This window comes from Verrucomicrobiota bacterium (assembly GCA_016871495.1).
GTDB lineage: Bacteria > Verrucomicrobiota > Verrucomicrobiia > Limisphaerales > VHDF01 > VHDF01.
Genome location: VHDF01000045.1, coordinates 20,528 through 34,482, shown reverse-complemented (window position 1 = coordinate 34,482; position 13,955 = coordinate 20,528). Strand labels below are relative to the sequence as shown.

At 62.6% G+C, this 13,955-nt stretch carries 14 protein-coding genes; 13 read left to right on the top strand and 1 reads right to left on the bottom strand.

Features of this window, described 5'->3' with window-relative positions:
* Positions 1-1,617, top strand: a 1,617-nt coding sequence (locus FJ404_11400; GenBank protein MBM3823472.1) for a c-type cytochrome, incomplete at its 5' end; no start/stop codon positions are given.
* Between the two features lie 97 nt (positions 1,618-1,714).
* Here FJ404_11400 and FJ404_11395 read toward each other — a convergent pair.
* Positions 1,715-1,924 (bottom strand): DUF2892 domain-containing protein, encoded by a 210-nt coding sequence (locus FJ404_11395; protein ID MBM3823471.1) that lies wholly within the window; start codon positions 1,922-1,924, stop codon positions 1,715-1,717.
* An 865-nt stretch (positions 1,925-2,789) separates the two neighbouring features.
* Here FJ404_11395 and FJ404_11390 point away from each other — a divergent pair.
* The 12 genes from FJ404_11390 to FJ404_11335 all read left to right on the top strand — a co-directional run bounded on the left by FJ404_11390 (position 2,790) and on the right by FJ404_11335 (position 13,782).
* Positions 2,790-3,725: an RNA polymerase sigma factor RpoD/SigA gene (locus FJ404_11390; protein ID MBM3823470.1), complete on the top strand. Its 936-nt coding sequence runs from the start codon at positions 2,790-2,792 to the stop codon at positions 3,723-3,725.
* Between the two features lie 37 nt (positions 3,726-3,762).
* Positions 3,763-3,960 (top strand): hypothetical protein, encoded by a 198-nt coding sequence (locus FJ404_11385; protein ID MBM3823469.1) that lies wholly within the window; start codon positions 3,763-3,765, stop codon positions 3,958-3,960.
* A 1-nt stretch (position 3,961) separates the two neighbouring features.
* Entirely contained in the window at positions 3,962-4,165 is a 204-nt protein-coding gene (locus FJ404_11380; GenBank protein MBM3823468.1) for a hypothetical protein, read from the top strand.
* A complete protein-coding gene (locus tag FJ404_11375) occupies positions 4,158-4,412 on the top strand; it encodes an SDR family NAD(P)-dependent oxidoreductase (protein ID MBM3823467.1) in 255 nt (84 codons plus the stop codon). The genes FJ404_11380 and FJ404_11375 overlap by 8 nt, the downstream gene beginning before the upstream one ends.
* Positions 4,376-4,924, top strand: coding sequence for an SDR family oxidoreductase (locus tag FJ404_11370; GenBank protein MBM3823466.1), 549 nt, complete (start codon positions 4,376-4,378; stop codon positions 4,922-4,924). Before FJ404_11375 ends, FJ404_11370 begins: the two co-directional genes overlap by 37 nt.
* 277 nt (positions 4,925-5,201) lie before the next feature.
* The gene (crtI, locus tag FJ404_11365; protein MBM3823465.1) at positions 5,202-6,797 is read left to right on the top strand and encodes a phytoene desaturase; all 1,596 of its coding nucleotides are present in this window, start codon (positions 5,202-5,204) and stop codon (positions 6,795-6,797) included.
* 2 nt (positions 6,798-6,799) lie between these two features.
* The gene (locus FJ404_11360) at positions 6,800-8,314 is read left to right on the top strand and encodes an aldehyde dehydrogenase family protein (protein ID MBM3823464.1); all 1,515 of its coding nucleotides are present in this window, start codon (positions 6,800-6,802) and stop codon (positions 8,312-8,314) included.
* Positions 8,311-9,891, top strand: a complete 1,581-nt coding sequence (gene crtI / locus FJ404_11355; protein ID MBM3823463.1) for a phytoene desaturase — start codon at positions 8,311-8,313, stop codon at positions 9,889-9,891. Before FJ404_11360 ends, crtI (FJ404_11355) begins: the two co-directional genes overlap by 4 nt.
* Before the next feature lie 15 nt (positions 9,892-9,906).
* Positions 9,907-10,806, top strand: a complete 900-nt coding sequence (locus tag FJ404_11350; protein ID MBM3823462.1) for an acyltransferase — start codon at positions 9,907-9,909, stop codon at positions 10,804-10,806.
* The gene (locus FJ404_11345) at positions 10,803-11,957 is read left to right on the top strand and encodes a glycosyltransferase (protein MBM3823461.1); all 1,155 of its coding nucleotides are present in this window, start codon (positions 10,803-10,805) and stop codon (positions 11,955-11,957) included. The genes FJ404_11350 and FJ404_11345 overlap by 4 nt, the downstream gene beginning before the upstream one ends.
* Positions 11,954-12,517, top strand: coding sequence for a hypothetical protein (locus FJ404_11340; GenBank protein ID MBM3823460.1), 564 nt, complete (start codon positions 11,954-11,956; stop codon positions 12,515-12,517). The genes FJ404_11345 and FJ404_11340 overlap by 4 nt, the downstream gene beginning before the upstream one ends.
* Positions 12,514-13,782, top strand: a complete 1,269-nt coding sequence (locus tag FJ404_11335) for a pyrrolo-quinoline quinone (protein ID MBM3823459.1) — start codon at positions 12,514-12,516, stop codon at positions 13,780-13,782. Before FJ404_11340 ends, FJ404_11335 begins: the two co-directional genes overlap by 4 nt.
* Positions 13,783-13,955: the final 173 nt, after the last annotated feature.

Sequence of the window (13,955 nt, the reverse complement as noted above, 5' to 3'; positions counted from 1 at the left end):
GCGTGGTTGCGCGAACGGTTCCAGCGCACCGCACAGACCATTCGTGCCGATCACTGGACCTTCCAGCTCTACACGCGCGAATTTCCGGCCGGGCGCGTTGAAATCGGCGGCAACACCGACGACGGCAAATCCGGCGGCAAGGGCAACTACATCGTCGTCCTCGAACCGCTCGCACTGACGCCGCCGTCCGATGCGACATCCCTCGATCCGACCTTGGTCGCCCTTTCGCAGGGCAATCGCGAGCGCGGCGAATGGCTCTTCCACGCTCGGGGTGGCGTCGGCTGTTTCAACTGTCATCGAGTGGGCGAACGCGGCAACAACTTCGGCCCCGACCTCGCCGCGCTGGGGGATCGCGCGACCGCGAAGCATATCGTCCAGTCGATGCTCGATCCCAACGCCGTTATCACCGAGGGCTTCAACCTGCAAACAGTGGAGACCGCGGACGCGGAATTCTCCGGCATTCTGCTGGAGGAGAGCGGGCTTAATCTCACTCTGGGCCTCGCCACGGGTCAGCGTCAGGTCATCCCGAAATCGGCGATCAAGTCGCGCAAGACCGCCGCCACTTCGGCCATGCCGGCCTACGATACGGTGTTGTCACCGCAATACGCGGCGGACGTCACAGCGTATCTGCTGGCGCAGAAAGCCGGGGCGCCGAGCGCTGTCCGGTCGGATTTTTCGGGTGCCTCAACCGTGCCGGGCGAGGCCCGGCGCGTCGTTGCCAATGCTGCCACGCCGGCTCCGTGGCCGAAGGGCGACGGCTTCCGTTTCACCGAACAGCCTGACCGCCTCGTCATCGCCCATTCCGGCCAGCCTGTGGCGGAGTTCGTCTTCCGCGACGAGAAGATCCTTCGACCCTATTTTTCGAATGTCCACGCGCCCGGCGGGACGAAGGTCACGCGCAATCACCCACCCGTCGCCGGCGTGGATGCCACGGACCACGACACGATGCATCCCGGCATCTGGCTCGCGTTTGGCGACATCGGTGGTGTGGACTTCTGGCGCAACAAGGGACGGATGGAGCACGTGCGGTTCGCCGAGCCGCCGACGGTCCGTGGCGGTCGTCTGACGTTCACCACCGAATGCCGCCTGCGTGCGCCCGATGGCCGGACGATCTGCTCGTTGACCAACCGATTCGCGCTCACGGCTCAAACCAACGCCTGGCTGCTCGGTTGGGACGCGACGTTCCGTTCCGAAGACGGCGACTTCACCTTCGGTGATCAGGAGGAGATGGGCTTTGCCGCACGCGTTGCGACCTCGATCAGCGAAAGGAACGGCGGCGTCATCACGAGCAGCGCCGGACTGAAGTCGGCGAAGAGCACCTGGGGCCAGCCTGCGGACTGGTGTGATTATTCCGGGACGGTGGACGGCAAGCCCATCGGCGTCACGCTATTGGCGGATCCGAGGAACTTCCGCACGTGTTGGTGGCACAACCGCGACTATGGCGTGTTTGTCGCGAACCCCTTCGGCCGCGCCGCGATGAAGCAGGGCGACAAGAGCGCCGTGATCGTGAAGCGCGGGGAGAGTCTTCGTCTGCGCTTTGACGCCGCGATTCATTCCGGAGCGGACTTCGATCCAATCGCGGCCTTCGAAAGCTTCCAACGTTCGACGAATCGTTAGCTCGGCGCCCCATGGCGCCGTGGCAGGTTCAATCGGTCCTCTGATGACAATCCATCGAGGGGATCTCCCCACGGAGGAACCTCCGAATCGATTCTCGTCAGAACTTTGTCTTGATGCCGCACGCGCGCAGCGCGCACCAGCCGCGCAAGGCTTCGAAGGCAACGAACAGGCCCGAGGCCAATAGGGCGATGCCGAGCCAGGTGGACAGGGCGAAACTAAAGCCCGCGCCCACGAACAGTGCCAGCGCGCCGAGTCCGCGAATGAGGCGGCCCTTGTTGTCGATGTTAGGGGAGAGGAGCGGTTTCATCTTTTCAGTTTCTTCTAAGGTTCGCGCAACTTGTCGAGATTGGAGCAAAAGTCCACGAGATTTTTCACCTGTGTGGCGCCGATTTTGACCAGGAGGTTGTGGTCGGCGGGCATGACGCGGCCGCTCAAACCCGTTCGTCGAGCAACAACTCTGATTGCTGATTGGGCTTCAGTCATAAAAGTAGACAGAAATGTGACAAAGCAGCGACGTTTTGCAAATGGCCTTTGCCAAGGATTCGCTTTCCTGGGCAAAAATCGGGGAAAAAATGCTGCATAACTTGCTCGAATCAAGCCGGTTAAAAGGGGTGTCGAAAAAATATGAGACAAAATATTGACACTAAAGAACTAATTAGGCATCTTCTCGACAAGTTCAGTACTGCTTGGCAGCAAAATGAACATGAAATCGAAACGTGAACATCGAAGGGACAACGCAAGCGAGGCTCAACGCCGGAGCATCGGATGCCGGTTCTCCAAGCCGACTCGCTTCGTGGTGGCCATTCAGATTTACCGCACAACGATCTGCCAAACAAACGTAAAACCATGAAAACCACCCGCATCCTCACCCTCACTGCCATCATCCCCTCGTCCTTTGTCCTGGGTGTGGCTCGCGCTGAGCGCGACGAAAAGGCGAAGGACATTGTGGCCGTCGCTTCCGGCAACGGCGTCATTCACGTCATCGATACCGTGGTGCTGCCCAACTGAGAACCCCACGCTGGTGGGAGAGCCCGGCGCTCTCCACTCCAGCCAGCGAAACGCAACCTCTCACTCATATCATCATGACCGCTACACTCGAAACCAAATCGCCCCGAACAAACTGCCGCCAGCAGCGTCGGCGCGCCGGAGCCTCCGCCAATCGAGTCCCGGCGATGACTGATGCCTTCGCCGCTGATTCAAGCCCGCGGGCCAATTCAGAGGATGTTCCGAACGGGACGTTTTCCGTTCGTTCAAGCGAAGCGTTGTCCTCAGACTACCGGGGGCGTCCCGACGCACTGGCCCTCTACATGAGTGCTGTGGGCGAAGTCCCGCTGCTCACGCCCGCGCAGGAAATTGAACTCGCCGCCCGCATCCGCCGCGGCGACGGCGCTGCGCGCGACTGGTTGATTCGGGCCAACCTTCGTTTCGTCATCAAAATCGCCCGCGAATACGAGCACCTTGGCATGCCTCTATTGGATCTTATCAACGAGGGGAACATCGGACTCATGCTGGCCGTCGATCGCTTCGACCCGTGCAAAGGCGCCAAGCTCACGACCTACGCCGTGCTGTGGATTCGCCAGAGCATCCGCCGCGCGCTCGCCAGCCAGGGCAAGACGATCCGCCTGCCCGTCCATGTTGTGGACCAGAATTATCACCTCGGCCGCGCGGAGATGCGCTTGCGCGAGGAACTGGGCCGCGATGCCACCGATACGGAACTCGCCGCCGAGCTCGGCCTCACCTGCGATCGCATCGGTGAGCTGCGTCTCGTTTCCGCCCGCCCGGCATCGATTGATGCGCCGCTCGGCGACGACGATTCCAGCCGTCTCGCCGATGTCGTCCCCGACGAAAACGCCGCCCTGCCCGGGTTCAACCTGGACCAGGAAGATTCCTATGAATTGCTGAAGGAAGTCCTCCCGAAACTCCCTCCCCGCGAGGCCGCCATCATCCGGCTCCGCTTCGGCCTGGAAGGTGGAGTGGAGAAGACGCTCGAGGAGATTGGGGCCATCATGCGCCTGACCCGCGAACGCATCCGCCAGTTGCAAAACGTTGCGCTGAGCCGGCTCCGACGCCTCCTCGAGGAGCGCGACTTCTTTTCGACCGCTGCCTGATCCGTTTCACCCAACCCACCCTCAACTGCCCCGATCTATGTTCCAAAAAATCGATTACTACTTTCTCTTCGCCTCGTTCGCCAGCTTCGTCGCCAGCGTCGCCCTGTGGTTCCTGGTCAATCAGGACTACGGCGTCTATGTCGGCCTCTGGGTACCGAGCATCCTCATCCTTTGGGTCGGAGTCCGCCTGACATTGCTCACGCACGCCACGGCCACCAACAACCGGAGAAACTAATATGTTCAACTACCTTTTCCCCATCTTCTGTTTCGGGCTCGTCATGAGCGGAATCGTCCTCCTCGGCCTCCTCGAAGCTTCCAAACAGGTGAAGGCCCAGTCGAAGAAGGATCAACAGCCTGCGACCCGCGACGACGTGTTCAACAAGCCTTCATCGAGCAACAGCCACTCGCAGCGCTTCGCCCCTCGCGGCAGCCATGACTGAGTCACGCACAGCTCACACTGCGTTGATCTTCGGCGCGACCGGCGGTGTCGGCTCCTCCCTGGCACGTCGTTTGGCCGCCTCGGGGTGGCAGGTGTCTCTCAGCGCCCGAGGTCGGGAACGCCTCGTCGCTCTGGGCGAAGAACTCACCGCCCACACCGAGGCCGCCGACGCCACCGACGCGGAAGCCGTCGAGAATGTCTTCTCCGCCTCATGCAACAAATTGGGCCGCGCCTCGAGGGCGTTGTGAACTGCTGCGGCTCCATTCTCCTCAAGCCTGCTCACCTGACGACGAGCGCAGAATGGTCCCAGACCCTCAGCGCCAATCTCAGCACCGCGTTCCACGTGGTCCGCGCCGCCGCCACCCGCATGATGCGTTCGGGCGGTGGGAGCATCGTCTTGATGTCTTCCGCCGTCGCCCAGCGCGGGATGATCAATCACGAAGCGATCGCCGCTGCGAAAGCTGGCGTCGTCGGCCTTGCTCAATCGGCCGCCGCCACTTACGCCCGCTACAACATTCGCGTTAACTGCGTGGCCCCCGGCCTTACGCGCACTCCGCTCACCGAGTCACTGACGCGGAACGAAGCTTCGCTCAAAGCCAGCGCCGCGCTCCATCCGCTCGGTCGCATCGGCGAGCCGCACGAAGTCGCCAGTGCCGTCGCCTGGCTGCTCGACCCCGAACAGAGCTGGCTCACCGGCCAAGTCATCGCCGTGGATGGCGGTCTTTCCTCCGTGCAACCGCGCCTCGCGGCTGCCGCCTGATCATGCACCTTTCTTGCATCATCGACTTTGTCGCGCCTGTCGTCGCCACGCCTCTGCCCAAGACAGCGGCCCCCATCCCACCCACTCCCACGTGTGTCAGGCGCGCCCTTCCTTTCGACGGCTTGGCTGCGGTTGACAGCAGCATTCGCCAAGCCCCGTCCAGCCTGCGCGGCCGCTGGGACTCTGCCCGCGCCGCCGCTCGCGGTCTTTTCACCGGTTTGATTCCGACCAAACGCGTCCCAGCATCCACACTGACCCAAAACGAACTCCCCTTCGCATGACGAAAGAAACCCTGATCATCGGCGCCGGCCCCGGAGGACTCGCCTCCGCCATCCTTCTCGCTTCCGCTGGCGTGAAAGTCAAAGTTCTCGAGCGCCTCCCGGTCATCGGTGGGCGCACGTCCAGCATCGAGGCCGATGGCTACAAATTCGACCTTGGCCCGACGTTCTTCCTCTACCCGCGCGTGCTCGACGAAATCTTCCGCGCCGCCGGCACCAGCCTGCGGGACGAGGTGCCGATGGAACGGCTCGATCCGCAGTATCGCATTCAATTTGGCCGCGGCGGGAGGCTCGATTGCACGCCCAACGTCGCCAACATGGAGAAACAGATTGCTGCTCTCTCTCCCGCTGATGCGCCCGGCTTCCGGCGCTTCCTGAACGAGAACCGGACCAAGCTCGCCGCCATGGAGCCGTGCCTCGAAACGCCCTTCCTCGGCTGGCAGGACCTGGTGCAGATGCGGCTGCTGAAAATGCTGCCGATGCTGCGTCCGCATCAGTCGGTGGACACCTATCTCAAGCGTTTCTTCAAGGATGAGCGTGTGCGGCTCGCGTTTTGTTTCCAGTCGAAATACCTGGGCATGTCGCCGTTTCGCTGCCCGAGCCTGTTCAGCATCCTCAGCTTTCTCGAATACGAATACGGCGTGTTCCACCCGATCGGCGGGTGCGCGGCCATCACCGCCGCGATGGCCCGTGTCGCGCAACGCCTCGGGGTGGAGATTTGTCTCAACGAGCCGGTCGAAGAAATCCTCTTCACCGGTCGCCGGGCCGTGGGCGTCCGCACCCGTGAGGGTATCCATCGCGCGGACGCCGTGGTCGTCAACGCCGACTTCGCCCGCGCCATGGAGCGCATGGTGCCCGACCACCTGCGCCGCAAGTGGACCAACAAGAAGCTGGCCAGGAAAAAATACTCCTGCTCGACCTTCATGATGTACCTCGGCGTCGAAGGCACCTTCGATCTGCCGCATCACACGATCCACATCGCCGGCGATTACGAAAAGAATCTGGACGACATTGAGAACAAACACGTTCTCAGCGAGGACCCGAGCTTCTACGTCCAAAACGCCTGCGTCACGGACCCCACGCTCGCGCCCAAGGGCCATAGCGCGCTCTACGTTCTCTCCCCGGTGTCCCATCAGCATCCCAACATCGACTGGACCAAGGAACGTTCACGCTTCCGAAGACTCCTGTTCGATAAAATCGCGCAAGCCGGCTACGGCGACATCGAGAAGAGCGTCCGCTACGAGCGCGTCATCACGCCGGCGGACTGGGATTCGCGTTACGAAATCTATCGCGGCGCGACCTTCAACCTCGCGCATTCGCTCGACCAGATGCTGCACCTGCGCCCGCACAATCGATTTGAGGATCTCGACGGCATGTATCTCGTCGGCGGTGGCACGCATCCCGGCAGCGGTTTGCCGGTCATCTTTGAGAGCGCCCGCATCAGCTCGCGCCTTCTGCTCGAGGAGTTCGGCCTTCCCTCCGAGCCTCTCACCTCCGTCCGACCCGACGAGCGACCGGCGGTTTCTCAGGAGAAGACCGGCATCTTCGCCGCAATGGGGAACAGGTTGGGACTCCATTCCGGACCCACCTCGTGAACATGGTGACCCACAACGCTTCCGCCGGCCTCGCCGTGAGTCTCGCGCGGGTGGAGATGGCGTCCATTCCTGCTGCTCTCTCAGCGGCGCGCGTCGCACAAACGCGATGGGCCGATACGCCGCTCACAGAACGGCTTGACCGCGTTCGGGAACTCCGTCACTTGATTGCCGACCACGCTTCTACACTCGCCGAAGCCTCCGCTTCCGCCCGCCAGCGGCCCGCGCTCGAGTCACTCACCGCCGAAGTGCTCCCCCTGGCCGAGGCCTGTCGTTTCCTCGAACGCCATGCGGCGTCCATCCTGGCCAAACGAAGCCTGGGCCGCCGCGAATTGCCTCTCTGGCTTGCCGGCGTCCGGCGTGAGATTCATCGCGAACCCCTCGGCGTCGTCCTCATCATTGGCCCTGGTAATTATCCGCTCCTGTTGCCGGGCGTGCAGCTGATTCAGTCCCTCGTTGCCGGCAATGCCGTCCTGCTCAAGCCCGGGGTGGGGGGGAGCGGAGCCGCCCTGGCGTTGATCGAACTCATCGTTCGCGCCGGGTTCCCCGCCCAGCTCGTCTCGCTGCTGCCCGAATCCGCCGCCGCTGCCCGCGCGGCCATCGAGGCCCGTCCCGACAAGGTGCTCTTCACGGGCAGCGCCGCCACTGGCGAAACAATTCTCCAGCAACTCGCTCCGCATCTCATTCCCGCGACGATGGAACTCAGCGGCTCGGATGCGGTCGTGGTTCGCGCCGACGCGGATCTCGATCTGGTGACGAAAGCCCTCGTTTTCGGCCTCACGCTTAATGCCGGCGCGACTTGCATGGCGCCCAAGCGCGTCTTCGTCCATCGCTCCATCGCCACCGAACTCGAAGGCCGGCTGGCCCGCGCCTTTCCCATCGAGCTTTCGCTCCGGCTCGAGCCTCTCCTTTCCGCGAGCGTGCGACCCGTGCTTGAAGAAGCGCTGGCTGCCGGCGTTCATTTCATTGCGGGCGGTCTGCACCATGACGGCAGCGTTCTCGCCCCGGTGGTGCTCGGTGGCGCAACCCCGGGCAGCCGACTTCTGCGGGAAGATTTGTTCGCGCCTGTGCTGATTGTGTCCACAGTCGCCAGCGACGACGAAGCCGTGACGAGGGCCCATGAATCCCCGTTCGCCCTCGGTGCCAGCGTTTTCTCCCGTGACCACGCCGCCTCGCGCGAACTCGCCGCGCGCCTTCACGCAGGCGTGGTCAGCGTCAACGATCTCATCGTTCCTACCGCCGATGCCCACCTCCCGTTCGGCGGACGCAAGCGCAGCGGCTTCGGGGTGACGCGCGGCGCGGAGGGCTTGCTCGAGCTGACCGCGTCCAAAGTGATCACCGTCAACCGCGGTCAGTTTCGTCCGGCGTTCGAGCCGCCGAATCCCCAGGACGGGGCGATGTTCCAGGCTTACCTCGGCTTGACCCACGGACGCAGCCTCCTTCAACGCGCCCGCGCCCTGGTTGCGCTTTTCCGTTCACTTTCCCGCCGCACCAAAACATCCAAGCAATCGAATCTATGAAAAACTCCTCTCAAGACCGCATTGGCGTCATTGGCGCCGGACTGGCCGGCCTCGCCTCGGCCTGCGTGCTCGCGGCCCGCGGCTACAAGGTCGTCCTCTTTGAACGCAACGAATGGCTCGGCGGCAAGGCGGCGCAACTCGAAGGCGCCGGATTTCGCTTCGACATGGGTCCGACCATCGTCACGATTCCCTCTGTGCTGCGCCGCATCTTCGCCGAGGCGGATCGCAAGATGGAGGATTACCTCGACATGGTGCGGCTCGATCCGCAGTGGCGGTGCTTCTTCCAGGACGGGTCGGTGCTGAATCTGATGCAGAACCCGGAGCAGATGACGGGTGAGCTCGAACGCTTCGCTCCCGGCACGAACTCCGGCCAGAGTTATCTCGACTTCCTCAAGTGGAGCGAGCGCCTCAACGACATTTCGCAGCGTTTCTTCTTCTACAAACCCATTGGCGGCCTGCGTGACATGTTCGATTTCAAGACCGCGTTCGATCCGTCCGTGCTCAGTGACGTGCTCTCGATGCGCATGGGCCGCAGCGTGGCCGGTTCCGTTCGTTCCTTTACCCCCGACGATCGTGTGGCCCAGATGATGGATCACTTCACGCAATACGTCGGCTCCTCGCCCTACGGCTCGCCCGCCATCCTCTGCGGCATCGCCCACATGCAGACGGACGAAGGCATTTGGTACCCGATGGGCGGCACTCGCGCGGTGCCGGTCGCGTTGGAGAAACTCGCGCGTGAACTCGGCGTCGAGATTCACACGAATACCTACATCACGAAGATTCTGACGCAGGCCGGCGGCGTTACCGGCGTGCGCACGAATCACGGCGAAGAGATTCCGCTCCGGGCCATCGTGTCGAACTGCGACGCCGTGCGCACCCACCGCGAACTCATCAACGGTGACGTTGGCCGGAAGTTCGAAAAGCGTCGCAACTATGAAGCCGCGTGTTCAGGCGTGGTCCTCTACCTCGGCTTGAAGAAGCGTTACGACCATCTTGCGCATCACGATTTCGTTTTCAGCCGCGATCCGCATGAGGAGTTCGACTGGATTTACAACAAGGGCGAGCCCGCTCCGGACCCGACGTGTTATCTCGCCGCGACCACCTGCAGCGAACCTGCGACCGCGCCGGCAGGCGGTGAAGCGCTCTACGTGCTTGTGCACACGCCGTATCTGCGGCCGCATCACGACTGGAAGAAAATGCTGCCGGCCTATCGCCAGACGATCCTCGAGAAGCTCAAGACCACAGGCCAGATGCCGGACCTCGAAGAGCGCATCGTGTTCGAACGCACGCTGACTCCGCAGGACATTCACGATCGCTATCACGTTCTCGACGGCGCCATCTACGGCCTCGCAAGCCACGGCAAGTTCCTCGGGGCCTTCAAGCCGGGCAATCGTTCACCGGACTTGCGGGGGCTCTATCTCGCAGGCGGCGCCGCGCATCCCGGACCCGGCATGCCGATGGTGCTGATGAGCGGATGGATCGCCGCGGATACCCTTGACAAAGATGGCGTGGCCGAGCGACGGAGCGCCGACACGCCTCTCTCCCAGCCGTCCCACCATGAATTGGCCGGGGTGTGAAGTCTTGAAGAACCTGTGAACGCCGCCAAAACCAGCCCGCTGCCGCCGGGTCTTGGACTCCGCCAGTCCGCTGGCGCTTTGGAAGTGCGAGGCACTTCCGAGGCGATGGACCGCGGAAGGGGCCTGCCGCAAACCTCGACTCGGCCGCCGATTTCTCCGGTTCTCCTCCGATGGTTCATCTGGTATTGCCGCCGCTACATTCGCCGGCATTTTCACTCGCTGCGGGTTTCGATCCATGGATTGCCGCCTGACGCCGCCGGTCATCCGCTTGTCGTCTATACGAACCACGCCTCATGGTGGGATCCGCTGGTGGGCCTGGTGATGAAGGACATCTTCTTCCCCGAACGCCAACTCTTCGCGCCCATCGACGCCGCCATGCTCGCGCGCTACGGGATGTTCGCGAAGCTCGGCTTCTTCGGCGTGGAGCAGGGCACTCGTCGCGGTGCGGTTCAGTTCCTTCGGACGAGCCAGGCCATCCTGCAGTCGCCAGAACACTTGCTGGCCGTCACCCCACAGAGCTGCTTTGCCGACGTGCGTGAACGGCCAGTGAAGTTTCAATCTGGTCTCGGGCATCTGGCCGCCCGGGTGGAGCGCGCGGAATTTGTCCCGATGGCGATGGAGTTCGTCTTCTGGGAGGAAAGACTGCCGGAAATCCTCGTCCGTTTTGGCGAACCCGTGGAGGTGCGTCGAGAACACGCCCCTCAGTTCACGCCTGACTCGTGGACGGCAGTCTTCGAGCAAAAGCTTGAGGCCGTCCAGGATGCCTTGTCGCTCGAGGCGCAGCGACGCGACCCATCCGGGTTCAAGACGCTCCTGCGCGGAGGCGCGGGTCAGGGCGGCCTCTACGATCTCGGGCGTGCCATCAAGGCCAAGCTGCGGGGGGAACTTTTCAAGAAGGAGCATGGAACCAAATGAACTTCGACACCCTCGCCTTCGTCGCACTGATTCTCGCGGCCATTCCATGCGGACTGTTCCTCGTGAACCTTTTGGTTTACCGTTCGCTGAGAAAGCCGAAATCGGCCAGCAGCGAGCCCATTTCCGTCCTGATTCCCGCGCGCAACGAGGAGAAGAATATTCGCGCCACACTGACGGCCGTGCTGGCCCATCGCGACGCGGATTGTGAAGTCATCGTGCTCGATGACCATTCGATCGATTCTACGGCGAGCATTGTCGCCGAGTTCGCCGCGCGCGACGCGCGGGTGCGGCTTGAATCCGCCCCGCCACTGCCCGCCGGTTGGTGCGGCAAACAGCACGCCTGCCATGTGCTGGCCGGGTTGGCGCGCCATCCCTTGCTTGTCTTCATCGATGCCGACGTGCGTCTGGCCCCCGATGCGCTGGCGAGGTTGGGCGGCTTCATGTCTCGTTCCGGGATCGCCCTGGCCAGTGGCGTGCCGCGGCAGGAACTCGGCACCTTCAGCGAGCGACTTCTGCTTCCTCTCATCCACTTCGTCCTGCTCGGTTTCCTCCCGATGCATGCCATGCGGCGGACGCGCTGGCCTTCCATGTCCGCCGGATGCGGCCAGCTGTTCATCGCGCGACGAGACGCCTATGAAAAGTGCGGGGGACATTCGAGACTTCGCGATTCGCTTCACGACGGAATCAAGCTGCCGCGCGTCTTTCGCCAGGCCGGCTTCCGCACCGACCTCTTCGACGCTACCGACATCGCCACATGCCGCATGTATCAAACCAACGCTGATACCTGGCGCGGATTGGGAAAGAATGCCACCGAGGGCCTTGCCGCGCCCGGCACCATCGTGCCGATGACGGCGCTGCTGCTCGGTGGACAGGTAGTGCCGCTGATCCTCTGCGCCTTCGCTCCGCTGCTCTCGACCTTGGGTCTGACCTTGGCTGTCGTGGCGACGGCGCTGGCCTTCCTGCCGCGCCTTGTCGCAGTCGCGTTATTTCGGCAATCGCTCGGCAGTGCGCTGTTGCATCCGCTCGGTGTTCTGGCGCTGCTGGCGATTCAGTGGCATGCGCTGGTGCGTCATCTTCTCGGACGCCCAGCCGAGTGGAAGGGACGCCGTTACGGACGGATTGCGCATCGGAACCTTGCGAAAGCCGCATGAAATCCTTGCTCTTCGTTTGGCTCATTGGACTTGTTGCCGGTTGCCTGAGCAACGCGGGTGAGTTACCAAAACGGCCGATTCATGTTCCCGTCTCGCTTGAACTGCGCGACCAATACGACGCCCCACAACGCCTTGACTTTCCCTCCACCAACATTGTCGTCCTCACCATCGCCGACAAGAAAGGTTCGGAGCAGATCGATGGTTGGGTGGCGGCGCTGAAGGCGCGTTACGCCGGACGAATCGAATTGCGCGGCCTGGCCGATGTGGGCGGTGTCCCGGGGTTGTTGCGCGGAAAGGTGCGCAGGAAGTTTCAGGAGACGCGCACTTATCCCGTGATGATGGACTGGTCGGGCGCCCATTGTGCCGCGTTTCGCTACGAGAAGAACGTGGCCAACGTGCTCGTGATCGGGAGGGATGGGCAAATCAAAATGCGTGTCGCGGGCCTGGCTGACGAGGCTGCGATCAAAAAACTTTCAGTGGCAATCGACGCGGCGCTGGTCCATTCAGCCTCCGTTCCATTTCATTCAACCCCCAAGTCTACAGCCTTTCGCACCCCATGAAACTCTTCTCTTTGTTCCTCGTGGTTACGCTTGCCACTGCCGCCGCCGCTGAATCCAACTGGCCCCAATGGCGCGGGCCTCATCGCGACGGGCAGTTCAACGGACCAGCTTGGCCGGAGAAGCTCGACACGAATCACCTCCAGCTCGCCTGGCGCGTGGAACTGGGGCCGAGTTACTCCGGTCCCATCGTCTCGGGCGATCGGGTCTTCACCACCGAGACGAAGGACAAGAAGTTCGAGGTTGTCACCGCTTACGACCGGAAGACCGGGAAGCAACTCTGGCGCGCGCCGTGGGAGGGTGCGATGACTGTGCCGTTCTTTGCCAAGTCCAACGGCGACTGGATTCGGGCCACGCCCGCCTGCGATGGCGAAAGCCTGTTCGTGGCGGGGATGAGGGAGGTGCTGGTCTGCCTCGACGTAGAGACCGGCAAGGAACGCTGGCGGTTTGACTTCGTGAAGAAGTTGGAGGCGCCGTTGCCTGACTTCGGATTCGTCTGCTCACCGCTGGTGGACGGCGACGCGGTGTATGTGCAGGCCGGCGCCAGCTTGGTGAAGCTGAATCGGCGCAGTGGCGAACTGGTCTGGCGCACGCTCAAAGATCAGGGTGGCATGTGGGGCAGCGTCTTCTCGTCGCCGGTGTTTGCGGAACTTGGAGGCCTGAGGCAACTCGTCGTGCAGACACGGGAGAAGCTTGCGGGCATCGATCCGGTCGATGGCAGGGTGCTCTGGGAACAACCCGTCGAAGCGTTTCGCGGCATGAACATCCTCACGCCCGTTGTCCACAAGGACATGCTCTTCACCAGCACTTATGGCGGCAAGACGATTGGATTCAAAGTCGCGCGGGCCGAAGGCAAATTCACGGTCAGCGAGGCATGGGAGCACAAAGCTCAGGGCTACATGAGCACTCCCGTCATCAGGGACGGCGTGGCCTACAATCATCTCAAAAGCCAGCGCGTGATGGCCATCGAAGTCGAAACCGGCCGTGAGCTTTGGACCAGCGACAAATCCTTCGGCAAATATTGGAGTCTCGTCGCGCAAGGCAATCTCATCCTCGCCCTTGATCAGCGCGGACAGTTGTTCCTCCTTCGCGCGAACAAGGACAAGTACGACCAACTCGACCAGCGCAAGTTAACCAGCGAGGAAACGTGGGCGCATCTCGCCGTGGCGGGCGATGAACTTTTTGTCCGTGAACTGAACGCACTCGCCGCATATCGGTGGAGATCGGCGGTAAACGCACCAGCGCAGACTCGGGCCTCAGGCCGATGAACCTCTGCAGGGCGCTCGTTCCTCGCGAAGAGAGGGAGCAGGACGCGGCCGCGCGAGCGGTGAGCACATCCACGCCAACAACGGCGCCCGTGACGGACTTTGAGGTGCAGCCATGCGCACCGCGCGGCGTTTTCACTCTCTCTCCTCCACTCGGAATGGAGGAGAGGGTGAGA